Genomic DNA, 20,321 nt, shown 5'->3' with positions numbered 1-20,321 from the left:
AACGGGAGGATGTTTCAAATGAAAAAATTATTACTTACGGCACTTATTTCAACTTCAATTTTTGGTTTAGCTGCTTGTGGCGGGAAAGATAAAGATGAAAAGAAACTTGTTGTTGGTGCTTCTAACGTACCGCACGCTGAAATTTTAGAAAAGGCAAAACCGTTACTTGAGAAAAAAGGAATTGAGTTAGAAATTAAAAAATTCCAAGACTACGTATTACCAAATAAATCGTTAGCGGATAAGGATTTAGATGCAAACTACTTCCAGCACATTCCGTATTTAGAAAAAGAAATTAAAGATAAAAAGTATGACTTTGAAGTAGCAGGAAAAATTCATTTAGAGCCAATTGGTGTATATTCTCAAAAATATAAGAGCTTAAAAGAACTTCCGGACGGAGCAACAATCATTATGAGTAATTCTGTTGCTGACCATGGACGTGGTTTAGCAATTTTACAAAAAGAAGGCATTTTAAAAATTAAAGATGGGGTAGATCCAGTTAAAGCAACTCCAAAAGATATTGCAGATAATCCGAAAAATCTAAAATTCAAAACGGATATCGAGCCTGGTTTATTGCCACAAGTGTATAACAATAAAGAAGGCGATGCTGTTTTAATTAACTCTAACTATGCAATTGATGCAAAGTTAAATCCGGAAAAAGATGCCATTGCAATTGAAGGAAATGATTCACCGTACGCAAACATAGTAGCTGTTCGTAAAGGCGATAAAGATAAGAAAGAGATTAAAGCTCTTGTAGAAGTATTACATTCTAAAGAAATTGAAGACTTCATTAATAAAGAATATAAAGGGGCAGTTGTTCCTGTAAAAGAATAATTGCTGAAAAGGGCTGGTCTGATGCCAGCTCTTTTTCATAACTACATAACTATTGGGGAGAAGGGGACATCATATGAAAAAGATTCTATTGTCAGTTGTTACAGCGCTGTCTGTATTTACATTAGCTGCTTGCGGAGGGAAAGATGAGAATAAGCTTGTTGTTGGAGCTTCTAACGTGCCACACGCTGTTATTTTAGAAAAGGCACAGCCGATATTAGAGAAAAAGGGTATTAAATTAGAAATTAAAAAATTCCAAGATTATGTGTTGCCGAATAAAGCGTTAGCGGATAAGGAAATTGATGCGAACTACTTCCAGCACATTCCTTACTTAGATAAAGAAATCCAAGAAAAGGGATATAAAATTGTAAACGCAGGAAAAATTCATTTAGAGCCGATGGGCATTTATTCTAAGAAATATAAAAGCTTAAAAGACTTACCAGATGGCGGGACAGTTATTATGAGTAATAATGTAGCGGAGCGAGGCCGTATGTTAGCATTGTTACAAAAAGGCGGCGTGATTAAGCTTAAAGATGGTGTAGATGTGGTTAAGGCGACAGTAAAAGATGTAGTCGAAAATCCGAAAAACTTAAAATTTAAAACAGATGTTGAACCTGGACTTTCACCGAAGTTGTATGAAAATAATGAGGGAGATGCTTTATTCATTAATTCGAACTATGCAATTGATGCAAAATTAAATCCAACGAAGGATGCAATTGCGATTGAAGGAGCAGACTCTCCGTATGCAAACATCATTGCAGTTCGTAAAGGTGATGAGAAGAAAAAAGAAATTAAAGAGCTAGTAGAAGTACTGCATTCAAAAGAAATTCAAGATTTTATTAATAAAGAATATAAAGGTGCTGTACTTCCGGTAAGTGAATAAATATAAGGAAAGGACTGGGGAATTACCAGTCCTTTTTTCTTTATATAAATAAGAAGAAAGGTGTATCATAGAAAGATGTAAAGGAAATACTTATATACATTTGTGAAAAAACGGTTACTTTTTTTCGTCGTTTGCGATATCATTTTATTTGATATAAAATTAGAATGAGAATAAAATGAGAATATGAACGTTTTAGGAATTTTTAAAATGTATATATAGGATTAATGGAGGTATTGAGATGGCTGGTTCTACATTAACGGTTAAAGACTTACACGTATCAATTGACGGCAAAGAAATTTTAAAGGGTGTAAACCTTGAAGTAAAAGGTGGAGAAATCCACGCAATTATGGGACCTAACGGAACAGGTAAATCAACTTTATCTTCTGCAATTATGGGTCACCCAAAGTATGAAGTAACAGAAGGTAGCATCATCATTGACGGTGAAGATGTATTAGAAATGGAAGTAGACGAGCGCGCACAAGCGGGTCTATTCCTAGCAATGCAATATCCAAGTGAAATTAGCGGAGTAACAAACGCTGACTTCTTACGTTCTGCAATTAACGCACGTCGTGAAGAAGGCGATGAAATTTCTCTTATGAAATTTATCCGTACATTAGATAAAAACATGGAATTCCTAGAAATGGATCCAGAAATGGCACAACGTTACTTAAACGAAGGTTTCTCTGGTGGAGAGAAAAAGCGTAACGAAATTCTTCAATTAATGATGATTGAGCCAAAAATCGCAATCTTAGATGAAATCGACTCAGGTCTTGATATCGATGCATTAAAAGTTGTATCTAAAGGTATTAACCAAATGCGCGGCGAAGAGTTCGGTTGCCTAATGATTACGCATTACCAACGTTTATTAAACTACATCACACCAGACTTCGTTCACGTTATGATGAACGGTCGTATCGTTAAATCTGGTGGCCCTGAGCTTGCACAACGTCTAGAAGCTGAAGGTTACGACTGGATTAAAAAAGAATTAGGTATTGAAGACGAAACAACAGAGCAAGAAGCGTAAGAGAGGAGCATAAACATGACAATCGGTACATTACCTTTCGATCAAGAAACAATCCGTCAACGCGCAAGCGAAGTAAACGAAGCTGCTTGGTTGACTGAGTTCCGCTTACAAGCTCTTGCACAAGCAACAGAACTTCCAATGCCAACGCCTGATAAAACGAAAATTGAAAAATGGGACTTTATCGGAAAAGGCGACGCTGCTAAGCAAGAGCCTGTAAGTTCTTTAACAGAGCTTCCAGAAGCAGTGAAAAACTTAATCGATGAAAATAACAGCGTATTAGTGCAACGTACTGGTACAACTGCGTTCGTTTCTTTAGCAGACGAAGCAAAAGACAAAGGTGTTATTTTCACAGATATCGTAACAGCTGCAACAGAGCATGCTGAACTACTACAAAAGTATTTAATGAAAGACGGCGTGAAAGTAGACGAGCATCGTCTAACTGCACTTCATGCTGCATTAATCAACGGCGGTGCATTCGTATATGTTCCGAAAAACGTTGTTCTTGAAACTCCACTTCAAGCTGTATTCTTAGTAGACGGCGAAGAAGCTAACGTATATAACCACGTATTATTCGTAGCTGATGCGAACAGTACTGCAACTTATGTAGAAAACTATGTTGCAAATGAAAATGCTAAAGGTATTGCAAATATCGTAGCAGAAGTAATTGTGGAACAAGGCGCACAAGTGAAATTCGGTGCGGTTGATCTATTAGCAAAAGACGTAACAACTTACGTTAACCGCCGCGGTGTTGTTGGACGCGACGGCCGCATTGATTGGGCTCTAGGCCTTATGAATGACGGAAACACAATTTCAGAGAACGTTACGAACTTAATGGGCGACGGTTCATATGCTGATACGAAAACAGTAACAATTGGCCGTGGTAACCAAACACAAAACTTTACAACTAAAGTTGTTCACTTCGGTAAACACTCTGAAGGTTGGATTTTAAAACACGGTGTACAAAAAGATAGTGCAACATCTATCTTTAATGGAATTGGTAAGATTGAACACGGTGCATCTAAATCAAATGCACAACAATCTTCTCGCGTTCTTATGTTAGACGAGAAAGCTCGCGGTGATGCGAACCCAATTCTTTTAATTGATGAAGATGATGTTATGGCAGGTCACGCAGCTTCAGTAGGCCGCGTAGATCCGTACCAATTATACTACTTGATGAGCCGTGGTATTCCAAAACGCGAAGCAGAACGTTTAGTCATCCATGGATTCTTAGCACCTGTAGTAAATGAGCTTCCAATTGAAGGAGTAAAAGCACAGCTTGTTGAGGTAATTGAAAGGAAAGTTCGCTAATGAATATTCATGAAATACGCAAACAGTTTCCAATTCTTGATCAAAAAGTGAACGGCAAACAACTTGTTTATTTCGATAGTGCAGCAACTTCTCAAAAACCAATTCAAGTCATTGAAACGTTAGAACGTTACTATAAAGAATATAATTCTAACGTGCATCGCGGTGTTCATACGCTCGGTACGAAAGCTACCGACGCGTATGAAGGTGCACGTGAGAAAGTTCGCAAGTTTATTAACGCGAAATCAATGGAAGAGATTATTTTCACGCGCGGAACGACAACTGCATTAAATACAGTAGCGGCTAGCTATGGCCTTGAAAATGTAAAAGAAGGCGATGAAATCGTTATTTCTTACATGGAACACCATAGTAACATCATTCCGTGGCAACAAGTTGCGAAGAAAACTGGCGCAACTTTGAAATACCTTCCGCTTCAACCAGACGGTACAATTTCTTTAGAAGATGTTCGTCAAACTGTTACACCGAATACAAAAATCGTTTCTATTATGCAAGTATCAAACGTACTTGGAACGATTAACCCTGTAAAAGAAATCGGAGCAATCGCACACGAAAACGGAGCAATTATGGTCGTTGATGGTGCACAAAGTACACCTCACATGAAAGTGGATGTACAAGATTTAAACTGTGATTTCTACGCATTATCTGCTCATAAGATGTGCGGACCTACAGGTATCGGCGTATTATATGGTAAGAAAGAATTGCTAAACAATATGGAGCCAATTGAATTTGGTGGTGAAATGATTGATTTCGTAGATTTACAAGAATCTACTTGGAAAGAGCTTCCGTGGAAGTTTGAAGCGGGTACACCGATTATCGGTAATGCAATCGGACTTGGTGCGGCAATTGATTTCCTAGAAGAAATCGGTCTTGATAATATTGAAAAGCATGAGCATGAATTAGCGCAATACGCTTTAGAAAGACTATCAGAAGTAGATGGCGTTACAATTTATGGTCCAAAGCATCGCGCTGGTCTTGTTACATTTAATATTGAAGACGTACATCCTCACGATGTAGCGACTGTATTAGATGTAGAAGGCATTGCAGTTCGCGCAGGACATCACTGTGCACAACCGCTTATGAAGTGGCTAAAAGCTTCTTCAACAGCACGTGCGAGCTTCTATTTATATAATACAAAAGAAGAAATTGATACATTTGTTGAATCGCTAATCAAGACAAAGGAGTATTTCACAAATGTCATTTAATAATTTAGATACGTTATATCGTCAAGTTATTATGGATCATTACAAAAATCCTCGTAACCATGGCGTGTTAGAAGATAGTGTTACCGTTAACTTGAACAATCCAACTTGCGGCGATCGTATTCAACTTACGATGAAAGTAGAAGAAGGTATTGTGCAAGAGGCGAAGTTTGAAGGCGAAGGATGTTCAATCTCAATGTCTTCAGCTTCAATGATGACACAAGCAGTAAAAGGTAAGAAAATTGAAGAAGCACTTCAGCTTTCGAAAATTTTCTCTGACATGATGCTAGGAAAAGAGTACGATGACAGCATCGATTTAGGAGATATTGAAGCATTACAAGGCGTATGCAAGTTCCCTGCACGTATTAAATGTGCAACATTAGCGTGGAAAGCGTTAGAAAAGGGCTTAAACGAAGATAAGTAATGTTAAAGGTTCCTAAAAATGAGGTTATCTAAGGAGGGACACACCAACATGGCGAAGCAACTGCCAGATATCGGCGATTACAAATATGGTTTCAAAGACAAAGACGTTTCGATTTTCCGTGCTGGACGCGGTTTAACAAAAGAGATCGTTGAAGAGATTTCACGTATGAAAGAAGAACCACAGTGGATGTTAGACTTCCGTTTAAAATCACTGGATAAGTTCTATGAAATGCCAATGCCACAATGGGGCGGCGACTTAAACGACTTAGATTTCGATGAAATTACGTACTACGTAAAACCATCTGAGAAATCTGAGAAGTCTTGGGATGAAGTACCTGATGAAATTAAAGCAACATTTGATAAATTAGGTATTCCAGAAGCTGAGCAAAAATATTTAGCTGGTGTATCTGCACAGTACGAATCTGAAGTTGTATACCACAACATGAAAGAAGACCTAGAAGCTCTAGGAATCGTCTTCAAAGATACAGATAGCGCATTAAAAGAGAACGAAGATATTTTCCGTGAGCATTTCGGAAAAGTAATCCCACCAACAGACAACAAATTCTCTGCATTAAACTCTGCAGTTTGGTCTGGTGGATCATTCATCTACGTTCCAAAAGGTATTAAAGTTGATACACCACTTCAAGCGTATTTCCGTATTAACTCTGAAAATATGGGACAATTCGAGCGTACGCTTATCATCGTAGACGAAGGCGCACACGTACACTACGTAGAAGGTTGTACAGCACCTGTTTACACTACTAACTCACTTCACAGTGCGGTAGTAGAAATCATCATTAAAAAAGATGCGTATTGCCGTTATACAACAATCCAAAACTGGGCGAACAACGTATACAACCTAGTTACAAAACGTGCGGTTTGTGAAGAAAACGCAACGATGGAATGGATTGATGGTAACATCGGTTCTAAATTAACGATGAAATACCCAGCAGTTATCTTAAAAGGCGAAGGCGCTCGTGGTTTAACATTATCAATCGCGATTGCTGGTAAAGGCCAACACCAAGATGCTGGTGCGAAAATGATTCACTTAGCACCAAACACGTCTTCAACAATCGTTTCTAAATCGATTGCGAAGCATGGTGGTAAAGTAACTTACCGTGGTATCGTACACTTCGGACCAAAAGCGAAAAACTCTCGCTCTAACATCGAGTGTGACACGTTAATCATGGATAACCAATCTACATCTGATACAATTCCTTACAACGAAATCAAAAACGATTACGTTTCACTTGAGCACGAAGCGAAAGTATCGAAAGTATCAGAAGAACAATTATTCTACCTAATGAGCCGCGGTATTTCTGAGCAAGAAGCTACAGAAATGATCGTAATGGGCTTCATCGAGCCATTCACTCGTGAACTTCCAATGGAATACGCAGTTGAAATGAACCGCCTGATCAAGTTTGAGATGGAAGGTTCTATCGGTTAATAGTTAAAGTAGAAGCGCCCTGCTGTGCAGGGCGCTTTTTTGTTTTGCGGATTTGTCGTGGCTTGGGAGAGGATACCCGGGTGGGTGTTCAGCTAAATATATCAACGATTTTTCAAATATATCGATCATAAACGGGAATATATCAACGATTATTTCAATATATCAACGTTTCGACAAGGAATATCGATTTGTCGACAAGATAAGACAAAAGAAAATCCTCACATACCCCAAACATTTTATAAGAACAGAGAACGACTAGGTTTAAGACAAAGATACTGACAAATCCACTTGAACAACCACCCACTGAATTCTCTATTAAACTTTTTGACAAATCCACCCCTCCCTCCACTATCTGGAATTCTTTCCTGCATTAGCAAAAGTTTCTCATATGAAAAGGACAATCTTTTGCTTTTTCTCACAATGCGAGTACAATGTAAAATAGCAAGAAAAGACGAAAAGTATTTACAGGATTATTGTGTGCGCATAGCGTAAATGGCAGTAAGGAACTGAGAGGAGGTTTTTTCTCTGAATACAAATAAAGAAACAATCATCCACCTTTATCATACAAACGATATACATAGTCATTTTGAAAATTGGCCGCAAATTTCTCGGTTTGTTCTAGGGGAGAAAAAGCGAAGACAGGAAGCGGGAGAGACTGTTTTGACGGTTGATATCGGTGATCATGTGGATCGTTTTCATAGTATTTCGGAAGCGACAAATGGCCTTGGGAATACGAAGCTTTTAAATGAGGCGTTATATGATTATGTAACGATCGGAAATAATGAAGGCATTACGTTAGCGAAGGAGCATTTGAATCGTCTATATGATGATGCTGGATTTGAGGTGCTCGTTGCGAATTTATTTGAAAAAGAAGGGGTACGTCCAGCGTGGGCGAAACCTTATAAATTACATACGACGACAGATGGGATTATCATTGCTTTTATCGGATTAACGGTAGCTTATCCAGAGTTTTATCATATGCTCGATTGGCATATTGAAGATCCGCTTATCCATTTAGAGTCTATTTTAGAAGAAGTGAAAGATGAGGCGCATATTACCGTTGTCCTATCTCACCTTGGAAAAAGTATGGATGAGTATATGGCAGAGCATTATGATATAGATGTTATTTTAGGTGCACATACGCATCATTTATTTGAGCGTGGTGTTCTACTGAACAATACTTTACTTTGCTGTTGTGAAAAGTGGGGACGTTACGTTGGCCACGTTCAGCTTACTGTGGATAAAGAGACGAAGAAGCTGTTGAAAAAAGACGGTAGAGCGATTAAGACGGAACGTTTAGGTGCTTATAGCGAGCCGTTATCCACAATTGAAATACTGCAGGAAGAAAGTAATCATATAATGGCAGAGCCTGTCGTTCATTTAAAAGAGTCATTACCGGTTGATTGGTTTCAGGAGACGCCGTTTTCTCATATGTTAGCAAGTGCGCTGAAAACATGGTGCGATGCAGAGATTGGCATGGTGAACGCCGGTGTACTTCTTGAAGGGCTAGAAGAGGGTGTTGTAACGCGCGGAGATATTCACAGAATTTGTCCACATCCAATTAATCCGTGTGCTTTGAAAGTTCCAGGAAAGATATTAAGAGAAGTTATTTTGAAAGCACGTAAACCGAACATGGAGAAGCTTGAGGTGAAAGGATTCGGATTTCGGGGGAAAGTGATGGGGAAAATGATTTATGCTGGTGTAGAAGTCATTCCAGATACGATTCCTGGCAATAAAATTTTATTAGAAGATGTATTGATTAACGGCGAATCGCTGGAGTTAGACCGTATATATACGGTAGGAACAATCGATATGTTTACGTTTGGATACTTATACCCAGAGCTATCCACACTTTCTGGCAAACAATATTATATGCCAGAACTACTTAGAGATGTGTTAACGGATATGTTAATAACTCATACAACTTCCGTTAAACTATAGGCTAGTTAACTTGTAACACTCATTTTTCTCTTGTCATACAGATAAGAAAGAGAGGAGTGTGAACTATGGTTAATGTGGAGCCAATTATAATTGATAATTATACGTTTATTGCGGTTAGCGTGAAACTTCCAAAGACGAATTTGCTAGCTGTAATGAGCGATAAAGGATATATTATGTGTGGTGCATTAGATGTAGGTCTTTTAAATGAGAAATTAGGTGATCGAGGAATTATTGCTGGCCGTGCGGTTGGTGTAAGAACGATTGAACAACTTCTTGAAGCGCCACTAGAATCGGTAACGACTGGAGCTGAAGCGTTAGGCATTCCAGTAGGAACGATTGGAAAAGAAGCATTATTAAAAATGAGATAAGCATATATCGTCCCTCCTTCTTGCATAGAAATGATATAAGAAGGAGGTTTTTTTATGAGTATATTTCGCTCGAAAAACTCGCGGTTTCGAAGGGGACCTATTGCCTTTCGGTATATACTGCTTATGTCGTTTATTCTTTTTGTTATATTACTTACGCAAGGGTTGTGGATTGTGAATAATAGTATTCAGCCGACCTTAATTAAATATGGGGAAGTAGAGACACATAAAATGGCGACAGCAATTATGACGAAGGCGGTAAAGGATAGAATTAATGAAGGATTCGATGTCGATTCATTAATGAAAGTACAGAATGATAAAAACGGAAAAGTATCCACAATTAATTTAAATACGAAGCAAGTAAATGAAATCGTAACGTCAACGACCACGTACATAGAAAAATATTTGCAACAAGTAGAACAAGGGAAGTTGAAGGAGCTAGGTATTTCTGAAAAAAACGGGGCGACTATGGCAGTTCCTTTTGGGCGTGTAACTGATAATGCACTTCTTGGTAATATAGGACCAGATATTCCGATTCATTTCACGCCAATTGGGCATGTGAATACAGATATTAAACAAAAAATTGAGCCGCATGGAATTAATACTACAGCGATTCAAATTGTTATGGAAATGGAAGTAACATTGCAAGTAATTATTCCATTTCATACGAAAGAGATAACTGTGAAACAAAATGTTCCGATTGCGACGCGTATCGTTCAAGGGGAAGTGCCTACGTATTATGGAAGCGGAAGTGTTGCTGTACCTGATAAAAAGAAAACAGATAGTTAGTTGCATATAAAGTAAAAATCGGCTGAGCCGGGCTTTTACTGGATAAAAAATAACCGTAGCAATGCAGCTACGGTTATCTTTTTGTATTTGCTCGTTCTTTGCGTTCCCAAAGGCTTAAATGCATGTATGGATCGAAGGCCCATTCTGTATAGCCATTGTCTTTATATATGCCAAAATGTAAGTGGGGTGGGAATTTTCCGGCTGTACCAGGAGGTCCATAACCAGTGCTACCAACAAATCCAATTACTTTTCCTGGCTCAACAATTTGTCCAAGCTGTATTTCTTTTGAGAACCCGCCTAAATGAGCGTAATAATGGTAATTATTATGAAGGTCACGAATACCAATGCGCCATCCACCAAGGCGGTTCCAGCCTTTTGTTTCAATAATGCCATAGCAAGTCGATCTTACTGGCACGCCATATCCGGCGAAAATATCGGTTCCTTCATGAATTCGTCTTCCGCCAAAACTTCTTCCAGCGCCGAAAGTACTACGGTAGCTATGGTCACTACGAATCGGAAGAGGAAAAGCATTTCCTTCTAAATTAATACGTCCATAATGTTTATAAATTTGGGCGTACTCGCTAATTAAATCAACTGTTTTTGCACGTCTATAATATTCCCAAAGCATAATTTTAATACGGTCTTCTGACGTTCCTTGTTTCCTTAAAATGGTCGCTGCAGTATGCAGAAGATCACGGTCGCTATTTGCATTTGCAAATCCATCTTTGTCACCATCTAAACCTATTCCGCCAAATAGAGAAATTGTATGGGGGAGAGTATCGTTACTATTAACAGGTCCAGCCCATATTTCTGGTTTGAAATAAAGGGAAATGATGGCATCTGGTTTTTTTGGAATATCTTTTCTTACGCTCCGTATATTTCTTTCATATTGATCCATTGCAGCTAAGTAATACCATGGAATGCCTGAAGATTGCTCGGTTTCTTTATATAGTGCCATGCGCTTTTCGTATATGCTTTGCTGATTATCTTCACCGTAAGCGATGTTTTGGTGGAGAAGAAAACAAATAGAAAGCAAAAGAGAAATTTTTCGAAGCATGAAATAGACTCCTTTCACAACATCACTCTTTTTAGTGTGGGATATACGGAGTATTTCATTATAGGGAACGATTGGAAAAAATCTTAGAATCTTCATTTGAGCAAATCGCTTTCATACGTTAGAATAGATATGTTACATTGAAAGAAGCGAACACGGTAAACTATTTCATATTGTGCGGAGTTGATAACCATGACAAAACAAACAGAATATAAGCGCAAGCCCGAATGGTTGAAAATTAAGTTAAACACGAATGAAAACTATACAGGCTTAAAGAAAATGATGCGTTCTAAGAATCTTCATACCGTTTGTGAAGAGGCAAAATGTCCGAATATTCATGAATGCTGGGCTGTAAGAAAAACAGCAACATTTATGATTTTAGGTGCGGTTTGTACACGTGCTTGTCGTTTTTGTGCGGTTAAAACAGGCTTACCAACTGAGCTTGATTTACAAGAACCAGAACGCGTAGCAGATTCAGTAGTACAAATGGGCTTAAAGCACGTTGTTATAACAGCGGTTGCACGTGATGATTTAAAGGACGGCGGAGCAGCTGTTTTTGCTGAAACAGTACGAGCAGTACGTCGTAAAAACCCATTCACGTCTATCGAAGTATTACCATCTGATATGGCTGGGGTAGAAGAAAACTTAAAAATGTTAATGGATGCAAAACCAGATATTTTAAACCATAACATTGAAACAGTACGTCGATTATCTAACCGAGTTCGCGCTAGAGCAAAGTATGACCGTTCATTAGAGTTTTTACGTCGAGCAAAAGAAATGCAGCCTGATATTCCAACTAAATCGAGCATTATGGTCGGCTTAGGTGAAACAAGAGAAGATTTAATTGAAGCAATGGATGACTTACGTGCAAACAATGTGGATATTTTAACTCTTGGACAATATCTACAACCATCTAAGAAGCATTTACCAGTTATTAAATATTATCCACCAGCAGAATTTGCAGAGCTTAAAGAAATTGCACTTAGCAAAGGATTTAGCCACTGTGAAGCTGGCCCACTTGTGCGTTCTTCTTACCATGCGGACGAGCAAGTACGTTCTGCAAAAGAAAAAACAGCAGAAGCTAAATAATGAAAAAAGAGAGCTAACGATCAGCTCTCTTTTTGTTTGTACTCTAAAACGGTATTTGTACATGTTAATAAAATCTTTTTTAATTCTTCTGTGGATAATTCAATTGTAAATTCAGGTACACCAGGTGTAATTAAAATTTTATCGTACGTATAAACGGAACTGTCCACAATAATTGTTACTTCTTGTGAATAACCAAAAGGAGCTACACATCCTGGAGTACAGCCAGTTTCCATTCTTAGTTCATCAGGAGAACAGAGCGATAAGCGTTCTCCCGTTATTTCTTTCATCTCTCCGCGATTAAGCCGATTTCCTTCTAACGTAAAAAACACATAAAAATTTCCAGATGTTGATTTTAAAAATAAGCTTTTACTTGGAGTACCTTGTAAGCCAAGTCTTTCACGTACAATCCGATCTGTCTCATAATCGAGTACCGGTTCGTGTTCGAACTTTTCATAAGAAACATTTGTTTTATGTAGTAGAGCAAGTACGTCTTCGTACATATGAAATAATACCCCTTTCTATTGTTAGAACAGTCTCTTCTCGTGGCGTCAACTGAATGTTTTGGAAAGGGATATTACTTGGACGATGCTTCCCATAAGCGTGTTATGATACATTGTTCGTCGATTGTAATTTCGTAAATATCAGGATTCGTTAAATTTCTCCATTCATTAAAACCAATCGTATGATCAAAATGCTTTAAAATGAGTGTAAGTAAATTGCCATGTGTAACAAGTAGTGTTGTCGTATGGTTTAATTGTAAAACGTCTTGAATAAGCGATATGGCACGGTCTGTTGCTTGTTTTGTGGACTCTCCGCCTAAGAAGGCAATATCTATGTTCGTAAAAGTGGATTCTAGTTTTTGCATCCAATCATCCATTGGAACGTTGCTCAATATGCGTTCAGTTAATCGTTCATCTTCTTGGATAGATAAGTTAGCTTGGAGCGCATAGGGCCGAATGGAATCGATAGCTCGGACAAATGGGCTTGAAATAATATGATCGATTTGTAGAGTATTTTCTAAGAGGAATGTAGCAAGGGTATTTGCTTGGTCTTTTCCATCGGTCGTTAATTCAGCATCACATTCTTGCCCAATTGCTGAACAATGTCGTATTAAAATAATTTTCTTCATAATTCATCCCCATCTTTCAAGTTGACGCTATATACTTCGACAAATGTGGAAATAATTCCTTTTTATTGGAAACAGCATATGGATTTAAATATGTGGAAAAGTAATGTGGATAATAAAAAATTGAGGTGCAATGATGAAAAAAATGATATGTATCGTATTCATTATTTGTTTTCTTGCGCAATTGTCCACAACATATGCAGAATCCAACCGAAAACTAAATTATCCAAGCAATCAAAATAAGTCATTTGTGAGTGAGGATGTTTTTTATAAACAGTTAGATAAGAAGATCTATAAAGAATACAAAAATGCAGCATATAGTGTTCGGAAAAAAATCTTATTTAAAGAAGTGCCTGATGAAGAATTTTCTTTCCTACAAAAAACAGCTGTCGGTTGTCGAGGTAGAGTGGTACTTCAAGATTTTTTTGTTCACTCTGATCGCCAAGTATACTTTTTCGCTTCTTTTATTCAAAATGAAGTAGGAGAGTTTCATAAGTACATCGTTATAGATGCAGAAACAAAGAGGGAGTTGCGAGAGGGTAAAAGTTATCATCAGTGTGGTAATCCATATAAAAAATAAACCACCAATTTTGGTGGTTTATTTTTTACTCCGGTACACTCATTAATTTCTCTTTCATTTTGCGAATAAGAACGACAGCGCCAATTGTACACAGAAGTGTAATTCCTTCGGCAACGAAGATGTTGATTGTTTTTGTTTGGTAAAGTGCCGCGAAAAAGTCTACAAATGCGTGGAATAGTATAGCGTATACTAGGAAGATGTATTTCTTCTGTTTGACTGCGTATAAAACAAGCATTGTAAAGGCGATTTGAAGCACGAGTGCCATAATTCTTTCTAAGCTACCAAGGAAGTATAAGTAGGCAGGTTGCTGAATTAACATGTCCTGTAAAATGCTAAGCTCGGGTTTTTGTTCAATCAGTCGAGCGAAGCTACCATCGTTAATAGAATTAGCAAAGATTAATGCTTGTAATGCAGAAAAACCGCCAATTAAAATAGATTCAATTCCGCCGTGACCAATTCCATAAGCGAAGCCATCTTTATATTCTAGATATTTTTTTAGTAAGAAGAAGAAGGCAACGAAGCGTCCTAATTCTTCAAAAATACCAGCAGTCAATCCGCCATAAATTGCGAAGACAAACGGATTTTCTAAAAATGGAGCGATTGTTGAATTACCGCGCATAAATAGGTGGAATGGTGTTTCAAGAATTTGGGTGAATCCGATAAAGATAAGAACACCAATGCCGACCACTTTCCAATTAATATTATATTTTTTACGGAAATAAACGAGTACGATAATTGGGACCAGAATCGAGACAATGAGTTGAAAGATGATGCTGGCAATTACAGTATTTGAAACCATACTTTCACCGCTTTCTAATATATGTACATATCTATTATGCATGAAATAGGGGAGAGATGAAACTTTTAGAAAGAAAATGAATTTACTTATTGACTCTAACGTTGCGTCATACTTTATCGTATGTACTAAGGGGGAGATACAAATGACAATGAGAGTAAAAGAAGTAGCTGATTTAGTTGGAATTAGTGTGCGCACACTGCATCATTACGATGAAATCGGGTTGTTAACCCCAGACGAGACGACAGAGTCTGGATATCGTCTGTATTCCAATGAAAATTTAGAGACATTGCAGCAAATTTTGTTTTTTAAAGAACTAGGCTTCCCTTTGAAAAAAATTAAAGAGATTATCATGAGTCCATCATTTGATCACGAAGAGGCACTACAGCTTCATAAGAAAATGCTTCTTGAAAAGCGTGCCAGATTAGATAAGGTGATTGCGACGATTGATAAAACAATTCAGCATACAAAAGGAGAGATTGAAATGACGAACAAAGAGAAGTTTGAAGGATTCGATTTCAGCCATAACCCATATGAAGAAGAAGCCCGTGAAAAATGGGGAAACGCAGCTGTAGATAAAGCGAACGAATATGCAAAAGGTATGTCAAAAGAGAACCAAGAGGAGTTTAATGCTATTTATAGAAATTTAGCAACGCTTAGACACGATGCACCAGATTCTAAAGAGGCACAAGAAGCAATTGGAGTGTGGTATGGTTACTTGCAAAACTTCGGCGAATATTCATTAGATGCTTTTAAAGGACTCGGTCAAATGTACGTCGCTGATAAGCGCTTCACGAAAAATATCGATAAGTTTGGTGAGGGGTTAGCGCAGTTTATGTGTGATGCGATGGAGATTTATGCGGATCGTAATAAAAAATAAAAAGTAAAACAGGTGGAGGTTCTCTCCACCTGTTTTACTTTTTAATCATATTATTTAAAGTCTGATCCCCCGTATTATTCAAATGAGGATTTTTACTCATTTCACGTTTTAGCATATCGAGGCTTTGCGTATATTCTGTATCATTTAATGCGCCAGATTGAAGGCCTTGAATTTGGGAAATCAACTTTTGGTCTGTTGATACATATGCTTTATAATAGCGAGGGACGATGGACAAAGCAGCTCTATATACTTGATCCGCTACGAGTTTTGGATCCGTTGTGTTTGCACGGTATACAACAAATACTTCATCATCGGTAACGAGTGTAGCAGCGTTTGTAACGTCAGGAAGTTTGACTGTCATGCTTGTAATCATTTCAGCGACTTTCTCGCGATTAATGGCCCCTACTTGTTTGTTAGATACTTCATGCTTTTGTTTAGAAGAATAACCGACTCTTGCGAGTCTTGTATTTGTATTTTCCGTATGATACATGTCGTTTTTATTGGAAACAAGAACACGGCTTCCTTCTTCACGTTCCATTTCAGCTTTGTTCGCTGATTGGCAGCCTGCAAATAAGGAAAGAGTGAGAAGGGAAAGTAAAATTTGTTTTTTCACGATGTATCACCTCCTTCTCCATAGCATGTACTAATTTGCAATTTTTTGTATTTGAAATTGTTGGTTGTTATGCTTTGTGATACGATAAAAAGAAGAATGCTTAGAGAGGAAGTTAATGATGGAGCAAAAGCAAGAGCAAGAGATTCATGCTACGGTGAGCATTAATAATGTTCAGTACGAAGTAATTAAAAACTTTCGTGACGGTTTTAGTGAAGAAGCATTTAAAGAGCGCTATGCAGAAATTTTAAATAAATATGATTATATCGTTGGAGACTGGGGATATGAGCAACTTAGACTGCGAGGATTCTTTGATGATAGTAACCAACGTGCGACATATGATACGAAAATTAGTACGTTAACGGAGTATTTATACGAGTACTGTAACTTCGGTTGTGCACACTTCGTATTACGAAAAGTGAAGAAATAAAAAAATCCTCTTACAATTGTAAGAGGATTTTTTACATATTCTCGCTTATAAACAAATCGAGATATGATCGCCTTCAGAAAGTATTGCATTTGGTTTCATTTGTTGTCCATTTAATTGAATATCCCCATTTTTAATTTTATCCACAATGCGTGTACGGCTCCAGTCGGAAATATATGTGGATAAGGCTTTATCAATGCGGTGGGAACCGAAAACGATATCTAATACGATCGTGATTTCAGCTACGCCACTTTCTTTATGTTGCGTAATAGAAATAGTAGTACTTGTTTCTGTTTGATCTTGCTGCGTCATATCGATCGTTTCAACGTGATCAGTAAATGATTTATAAATACGCAGTTTTTGATTCCACGTATGATCTTTCGAACATTTATAAATGGCAAAGCGGTATATGTTTTTTCCATTGGCGTTATGCCTACGAATATTCGTATCAGTAAATAGGGTAGTACGTCCGCAATTTTTACAATATTTTTCGATTGTGTGTTGCTGATTTTCATATAAACTCCAAGAAAGTTGTACTTTCTGCATTTTCCTTCACCTCTTATAGTAGTGGCAAAGAAACGTAATACAGCTATTTGGATGTCTTGTAGTATGAAGACATGAGAAAAAGACAAAAATAAAAGGAGGTTCCCCAAAGAGGAACCTCCGTAAACATCATACTACAGATGCAATACGTTCCTTTGTAATGGGAATGGGCAGACTACTCCCTTGAAAAAGCGTGGTGCTTTTTTGAGAGTAATGCTATCCAATTGCTGGTCCATTACAAAGTAAATGTTGGCATACGTAGATAACGTCCTTTCTATCCAAATAGATTTATTCTTCATTATAACATATAATACTGAAAATTCTAAATAATAAAGGCGAAAAAACACCAGCTAAAATAGCTGGTGCATACGATAAATTATATAAGTTCAAATAAAAATGAGCGTAATTCTTCTGCAATTTCTTCAGTCATAGAAAATGCGTGCTCTAAGTAGCCTGGTTCGTTTAAATCGTCAGCACCGATAATTGCAAATTTATTACTTTGCATATCAAGTACAATTGTTTTACCGTAATGACGATCGGAGTATAAAAGCGCTAAATCGTGACGCTCATTTTCTCCCATAAAGCTAACGAAACGAGTTTTTGTAGCGACAGTGTCGTCGTACAGAAAGAAACGTTCTTCCATACACATGGCTCCTTTATTAAATATCTAAGTTTAAGTGTGGTTTATGATCTAAATGGTGATGTGTTTTAATGAATCGTACTGTTCTTGTTTTGTAACGCATTACGATAGAGTATGTTTCAGCTAAATCTCCGCCAAGGAATTTAACACCGTCTAATAACTCACCAGCAGATACACCAGTTGCTGAGAAGATTGCATCATCCCCAGATACTAAGTCATCTAACATAAGAAGTTGACGAGGGTCTTCTAATCCCATTTCACGACAACGAGCTTCTTCTTCTTCGTTCATTGGAACTAAGCGAGCTTGCATTTCACCTTCAAGGCACTTTAATGCTGCTGCAGAAATAACACCTTCTGGAGCTCCGCCAATACCTACGAATAAGTCGATACCCGTTCCAGGTAGTGCTGTTGCGATTGACGCACCAACATCACCGTCACCAAATAATTTTACGCGTGCACCTTTTGCACGAACACGGTCAATAATATCTTGATGACGTTCACGTTCTTGAACGATAACCGTTAGGTCACGAATCTTTTTATTGTTAGCTTCTGCTACAATTTCAATTGTTTTTTCAATTGGATCATCTAAGCTAATTTTACCAGCTGCTTTTGGACCAACCGCGATTTTTTCCATGTACATATCAGGAGCATGAAGAAGGTTCCCTTTGTCTGCGATTGCAATAACTGCCATTGCATTTGCAAGACCTTTTGCAACGATGTTTGTACCTTCTAATGGATCAACGGCGATGTCTACTTCCGGACCGTTACCTGTTCCTAGTTCTTCACCAATATACAACATCGGTGCTTCATCAAGTTCTCCCTCACCAATTACAACTGTACCTGCCATGTTTACTGAATCGAACATATCACGCATTGCTGTAGTTGCTGCATCATCTGCTTCATTTTTCTTTCCGCGGCCCATCCACTGTGCGGATGCTAAGGCTGCTGCTTCTGTTACACGGACAATTTCTAGTGCGAGTTCACGTTCCAAGATTCCATTCCTCCAATTTCAAAAATCATACAAATATAACTATAACAAATAACGGAGAAAAGGTGAATTCGAAAAATTGTCGATTTTTTCAGAAGAAAGCGTTACAATTAAAATGTAAATGCTTTAATTTCCAGGTAGGTGACATTCATGTATTTTGTAGACAGAAAGAAAATAGAACAAATGCTAGTATGTTTAGAACGAGCAACAAGTACATTTCAAGAGAAAAAGATATATGAAACCGAGTTTGAATTTTACGCATTAGAGCGCATAGCCCATCTTATTATTGATACTGTATTAGATGTAGGAAATGCGATGATTGATGGATTTATTATGCGCGATCCAGGAAGCTATGAAGATATTATTGATATTTTAATGGACGAGCGAGTGATAAGTGAAGAAGATGGCCAAGGGATGAAAGAAATTATCCTTCTTCGAAAAATGCTTACGCAAGATTATATTCAAATGAAGCATGATGAATTATATAAGACGATTCAAAAACATATTGCAGTGGTGGAAAAGTACCCAGCAAATATTCGCAGTTATTTAGAAAAGGAATTAGGACCTGTATCTGCATTTGTACCAGAATAATTATGCTTATAAGATCCCCAGAGAATACCTTTTGGGGATCTTATATTGTATGTGAGAAAGAAAAGGGAGAAGGGTGAAGTATGGGGGAAGCACGTACTACGAAAGACGAGATTGTACAATTGTTGAAAGTAAAGGGAGAGCACACAGTAGCTGAACTAGCAGACGTTTTAGAGATTACAGAAATGGCAATCAGAAGACATTTAAGTAATCTTGAGAAAGACGGACTCATTTATTCTAAGATGGTAAGGCAACATGTCGGAAGACCAACTTATTTGTATGGATTAAGTGAAAAGGGAGAAGATACATTCCCGAAAGAGTATAAGCAATTTGCGATTGATATGCTAGAAGATTTAGCTCGAATCGGCGATGAAAAAATACTTCGTTACGTTTTAAAAGAGAGAACGAAGCGAATGGAAGAACAGTTGCAAAAGAGAGTAAGTAATCAAAAGAATTTAGCATATAAAGTGCAAGAGATAGCAGCTATGCAAGAGAAAAATGGTTATATGGTTCAAATAAAGAGAGATGGAGAGAACTCTTTCGTAATTGAAAAACAAAACTGTCCGTTAAAAGAAATTGCAGAGAGATTCCCACAAGTATGTGAAGATGAAAAAGAGATGTATAAGCGTTTATTTACGAACGCAGATGTGAAAACGCTAGCAAACATGTGCGAGGGCGATTGTAGTTGTTCTTACCAAATAAAAGAGAAAAAATGAACGTTATGGGGCGCTTTAAAGTAAAGCGTTTTTTTCTTTGGAAAAAGCGGGTAATATAA

General features: G+C 37.6%; 24 protein-coding genes. 16 read left to right on the top strand and 8 right to left on the bottom strand.

The genetic code is table 11. The annotated features are described in order from the left end of the window. Window positions 1-18 precede the first annotated feature (18 nt). From metQ (QCI81_RS11905) to yunB, 10 genes are all read left to right on the top strand, one after another. Window positions 19-831: a methionine ABC transporter substrate-binding lipoprotein MetQ gene (metQ, locus tag QCI81_RS11905; RefSeq protein WP_000735081.1), complete on the top strand. Its 813-nt coding sequence runs from the start codon at window positions 19-21 to the stop codon at window positions 829-831. 73 nt (window positions 832-904) lie between these two features. Then, window positions 905-1,711: a methionine ABC transporter substrate-binding lipoprotein MetQ gene (gene metQ, locus QCI81_RS11900; RefSeq protein WP_000722397.1), complete on the top strand. Its 807-nt coding sequence runs from the start codon at window positions 905-907 to the stop codon at window positions 1,709-1,711. A gap of 238 nt (window positions 1,712-1,949) precedes the next feature. After that, on the top strand, window positions 1,950-2,735 hold the full coding sequence (sufC, locus tag QCI81_RS11895) for a Fe-S cluster assembly ATPase SufC (protein ID WP_000929163.1): 786 nt from the start codon (window positions 1,950-1,952) through the stop codon (window positions 2,733-2,735). A gap of 15 nt (window positions 2,736-2,750) precedes the next feature. Then, entirely contained in the window at window positions 2,751-4,043 is a 1,293-nt protein-coding gene (sufD, locus tag QCI81_RS11890; protein WP_000152173.1) for a Fe-S cluster assembly protein SufD, read from the top strand. Continuing rightward, on the top strand, window positions 4,043-5,263 hold the full coding sequence (gene sufS / locus QCI81_RS11885; protein ID WP_001020767.1) for a cysteine desulfurase SufS: 1,221 nt from the start codon (window positions 4,043-4,045) through the stop codon (window positions 5,261-5,263). Before sufD ends, sufS begins: the two co-directional genes overlap by 1 nt. Beyond that, a complete protein-coding gene (gene sufU, locus QCI81_RS11880; RefSeq protein WP_000009523.1) occupies window positions 5,253-5,684 on the top strand; it encodes a Fe-S cluster assembly sulfur transfer protein SufU in 432 nt (143 codons plus the stop codon). The genes sufS and sufU overlap by 11 nt, the downstream gene beginning before the upstream one ends. 48 nt (window positions 5,685-5,732) lie before the next feature. Continuing rightward, window positions 5,733-7,130, top strand: a complete 1,398-nt coding sequence (sufB, locus tag QCI81_RS11875) for a Fe-S cluster assembly protein SufB (protein WP_001118824.1) — start codon at window positions 5,733-5,735, stop codon at window positions 7,128-7,130. Between the two features lie 525 nt (window positions 7,131-7,655). Then, window positions 7,656-9,071 (top strand): bifunctional metallophosphatase/5'-nucleotidase, encoded by a 1,416-nt coding sequence (locus QCI81_RS11870; protein WP_346655883.1) that lies wholly within the window; start codon window positions 7,656-7,658, stop codon window positions 9,069-9,071. A gap of 65 nt (window positions 9,072-9,136) precedes the next feature. After that, window positions 9,137-9,439 carry a YunC family protein gene (locus QCI81_RS11865; RefSeq protein WP_000248467.1) on the top strand — a complete coding sequence of 101 codons (303 nt, stop codon included), beginning with the start codon at window positions 9,137-9,139 and terminating at the stop codon, window positions 9,437-9,439. Between the two features lie 54 nt (window positions 9,440-9,493). After that, window positions 9,494-10,225 carry a sporulation protein YunB gene (gene yunB / locus QCI81_RS11860; protein ID WP_000021807.1) on the top strand — a complete coding sequence of 244 codons (732 nt, stop codon included), beginning with the start codon at window positions 9,494-9,496 and terminating at the stop codon, window positions 10,223-10,225. 73 nt (window positions 10,226-10,298) lie between these two features. On the opposite strand, the gene QCI81_RS11855 is transcribed toward yunB, so the two are convergent. Beyond that, window positions 10,299-11,282: a M23 family metallopeptidase gene (locus tag QCI81_RS11855; protein WP_000944681.1), complete on the bottom strand. Its 984-nt coding sequence runs from the start codon at window positions 11,280-11,282 to the stop codon at window positions 10,299-10,301. Between the two features lie 189 nt (window positions 11,283-11,471). Between QCI81_RS11855 and lipA the strand changes: the two genes are divergently transcribed. Then, the gene (gene lipA / locus QCI81_RS11850; RefSeq protein ID WP_000166367.1) at window positions 11,472-12,368 is read left to right on the top strand and encodes a lipoyl synthase; all 897 of its coding nucleotides are present in this window, start codon (window positions 11,472-11,474) and stop codon (window positions 12,366-12,368) included. A gap of 20 nt (window positions 12,369-12,388) precedes the next feature. Here lipA and QCI81_RS11845 read toward each other — a convergent pair whose 3' ends face one another. After that, window positions 12,389-12,868: a YbaK/EbsC family protein gene (locus QCI81_RS11845; protein ID WP_000272751.1), complete on the bottom strand. Its 480-nt coding sequence runs from the start codon at window positions 12,866-12,868 to the stop codon at window positions 12,389-12,391. Between the two features lie 74 nt (window positions 12,869-12,942). Continuing rightward, window positions 12,943-13,497: a histidine phosphatase family protein gene (locus QCI81_RS11840; RefSeq protein ID WP_053563427.1), complete on the bottom strand. Its 555-nt coding sequence runs from the start codon at window positions 13,495-13,497 to the stop codon at window positions 12,943-12,945. A gap of 142 nt (window positions 13,498-13,639) precedes the next feature. Here QCI81_RS11840 and QCI81_RS11835 point away from each other — a divergent pair, with 142 nt between their 5' ends. Further along, window positions 13,640-14,074 (top strand): hypothetical protein, encoded by a 435-nt coding sequence (locus QCI81_RS11835; RefSeq protein ID WP_071730771.1) that lies wholly within the window; start codon window positions 13,640-13,642, stop codon window positions 14,072-14,074. Between the two features lie 25 nt (window positions 14,075-14,099). Here the strand turns inward: QCI81_RS11835 and QCI81_RS11830 are convergent, their stop codons facing one another. Further along, entirely contained in the window at window positions 14,100-14,915 is an 816-nt protein-coding gene (locus QCI81_RS11830) for a YhfC family intramembrane metalloprotease (protein ID WP_142340462.1), read from the bottom strand. Window positions 14,916-15,015: 100 nt separating this feature from the next. On the opposite strand from QCI81_RS11830, the gene QCI81_RS11825 reads away from it, so the two are divergent. Further along, window positions 15,016-15,750, top strand: coding sequence for a MerR family transcriptional regulator (locus QCI81_RS11825; protein WP_098852451.1), 735 nt, complete (start codon window positions 15,016-15,018; stop codon window positions 15,748-15,750). Window positions 15,751-15,784: 34 nt separating this feature from the next. Here the strand turns inward: QCI81_RS11825 and QCI81_RS11820 are convergent, their stop codons facing one another. Then, window positions 15,785-16,363, bottom strand: coding sequence for a YhcN/YlaJ family sporulation lipoprotein (locus QCI81_RS11820; protein WP_098852453.1), 579 nt, complete (start codon window positions 16,361-16,363; stop codon window positions 15,785-15,787). Between the two features lie 115 nt (window positions 16,364-16,478). Here QCI81_RS11820 and QCI81_RS11815 point away from each other — a divergent pair, with 115 nt between their 5' ends. Then, window positions 16,479-16,790: a YutD family protein gene (locus QCI81_RS11815; protein WP_000970508.1), complete on the top strand. Its 312-nt coding sequence runs from the start codon at window positions 16,479-16,481 to the stop codon at window positions 16,788-16,790. A gap of 45 nt (window positions 16,791-16,835) precedes the next feature. On the opposite strand, the gene QCI81_RS11810 is transcribed toward QCI81_RS11815, so the two are convergent. The 3 genes from QCI81_RS11810 to glpX all read right to left on the bottom strand — a co-directional run bounded on the left by QCI81_RS11810 (window position 16,836) and on the right by glpX (window position 18,961). Next, window positions 16,836-17,333: a hypothetical protein gene (locus QCI81_RS11810; RefSeq protein ID WP_001174588.1), complete on the bottom strand. Its 498-nt coding sequence runs from the start codon at window positions 17,331-17,333 to the stop codon at window positions 16,836-16,838. Between the two features lie 373 nt (window positions 17,334-17,706). After that, window positions 17,707-17,973: a DUF3055 domain-containing protein gene (locus QCI81_RS11805; protein ID WP_000392611.1), complete on the bottom strand. Its 267-nt coding sequence runs from the start codon at window positions 17,971-17,973 to the stop codon at window positions 17,707-17,709. A gap of 16 nt (window positions 17,974-17,989) precedes the next feature. Further along, the gene (glpX, locus tag QCI81_RS11800; protein WP_000439090.1) at window positions 17,990-18,961 is read right to left on the bottom strand and encodes a class II fructose-bisphosphatase; all 972 of its coding nucleotides are present in this window, start codon (window positions 18,959-18,961) and stop codon (window positions 17,990-17,992) included. Window positions 18,962-19,108: 147 nt separating this feature from the next. On the opposite strand from glpX, the gene QCI81_RS11795 reads away from it, so the two are divergent. Both QCI81_RS11795 and QCI81_RS11790 read left to right on the top strand, forming a co-directional pair. After that, on the top strand, window positions 19,109-19,549 hold the full coding sequence (locus QCI81_RS11795) for a DUF86 domain-containing protein (protein WP_353810751.1): 441 nt from the start codon (window positions 19,109-19,111) through the stop codon (window positions 19,547-19,549). Between the two features lie 80 nt (window positions 19,550-19,629). After that, window positions 19,630-20,262 (top strand): helix-turn-helix transcriptional regulator, encoded by a 633-nt coding sequence (locus QCI81_RS11790; protein WP_098852455.1) that lies wholly within the window; start codon window positions 19,630-19,632, stop codon window positions 20,260-20,262. Window positions 20,263-20,321 lie beyond the last annotated feature (59 nt).

The sequence above is a fragment of the Bacillus cereus group sp. MG20 genome (genome assembly GCF_040459885.1).
In the GTDB taxonomy this organism is placed as follows: Bacteria; Bacillota; Bacilli; order Bacillales; family Bacillaceae_G; genus Bacillus_A; species Bacillus_A cereus.
The sequence above is the reverse complement of the archived record's forward strand: the minus strand, read 5'-3'. Positions and strand labels throughout refer to the sequence as shown.

Excerpts from the sequence above, each read along its gene's own strand:
- metQ (WP_000735081.1), top strand. The coding sequence starts at position 19 with ATGAAAAAATTATTACTTACGGCACTTATTTCAACTTCAATTTTTGGT.
- metQ (WP_000722397.1), top strand. The coding sequence starts at position 905 with ATGAAAAAGATTCTATTGTCAGTTGTTACAGCGCTGTCTGTATTTACA.
- sufC (WP_000929163.1), top strand. The coding sequence starts at position 1,950 with ATGGCTGGTTCTACATTAACGGTTAAAGACTTACACGTATCAATTGAC.
- sufD (WP_000152173.1), top strand. The coding sequence starts at position 2,751 with ATGACAATCGGTACATTACCTTTCGATCAAGAAACAATCCGTCAACGC.
- sufS (WP_001020767.1), top strand. The coding sequence starts at position 4,043 with ATGAATATTCATGAAATACGCAAACAGTTTCCAATTCTTGATCAAAAA.
- sufU (WP_000009523.1), top strand. The coding sequence starts at position 5,253 with ATGTCATTTAATAATTTAGATACGTTATATCGTCAAGTTATTATGGAT.
- sufB (WP_001118824.1), top strand. The coding sequence starts at position 5,733 with ATGGCGAAGCAACTGCCAGATATCGGCGATTACAAATATGGTTTCAAA.
- QCI81_RS11865 (WP_000248467.1), top strand. The coding sequence starts at position 9,137 with ATGGTTAATGTGGAGCCAATTATAATTGATAATTATACGTTTATTGCG.
- yunB (WP_000021807.1), top strand. The coding sequence starts at position 9,494 with ATGAGTATATTTCGCTCGAAAAACTCGCGGTTTCGAAGGGGACCTATT.
- QCI81_RS11855 (WP_000944681.1), bottom strand. The coding sequence starts at position 11,282 with ATGCTTCGAAAAATTTCTCTTTTGCTTTCTATTTGTTTTCTTCTCCAC.
- lipA (WP_000166367.1), top strand. The coding sequence starts at position 11,472 with ATGACAAAACAAACAGAATATAAGCGCAAGCCCGAATGGTTGAAAATT.
- QCI81_RS11845 (WP_000272751.1), bottom strand. The coding sequence starts at position 12,868 with ATGTACGAAGACGTACTTGCTCTACTACATAAAACAAATGTTTCTTAT.
- QCI81_RS11840 (WP_053563427.1), bottom strand. The coding sequence starts at position 13,497 with ATGAAGAAAATTATTTTAATACGACATTGTTCAGCAATTGGGCAAGAA.
- QCI81_RS11835 (WP_071730771.1), top strand. The coding sequence starts at position 13,640 with ATGATATGTATCGTATTCATTATTTGTTTTCTTGCGCAATTGTCCACA.
- QCI81_RS11830 (WP_142340462.1), bottom strand. The coding sequence starts at position 14,915 with ATGCATAATAGATATGTACATATATTAGAAAGCGGTGAAAGTATGGTT.
- QCI81_RS11825 (WP_098852451.1), top strand. The coding sequence starts at position 15,016 with ATGACAATGAGAGTAAAAGAAGTAGCTGATTTAGTTGGAATTAGTGTG.
- QCI81_RS11815 (WP_000970508.1), top strand. The coding sequence starts at position 16,479 with ATGATGGAGCAAAAGCAAGAGCAAGAGATTCATGCTACGGTGAGCATT.
- QCI81_RS11810 (WP_001174588.1), bottom strand. The coding sequence starts at position 17,333 with ATGCAGAAAGTACAACTTTCTTGGAGTTTATATGAAAATCAGCAACAC.
- QCI81_RS11805 (WP_000392611.1), bottom strand. The coding sequence starts at position 17,973 with ATGGAAGAACGTTTCTTTCTGTACGACGACACTGTCGCTACAAAAACT.
- QCI81_RS11795 (WP_353810751.1), top strand. The coding sequence starts at position 19,109 with ATGTATTTTGTAGACAGAAAGAAAATAGAACAAATGCTAGTATGTTTA.
- QCI81_RS11790 (WP_098852455.1), top strand. The coding sequence starts at position 19,630 with ATGGGGGAAGCACGTACTACGAAAGACGAGATTGTACAATTGTTGAAA.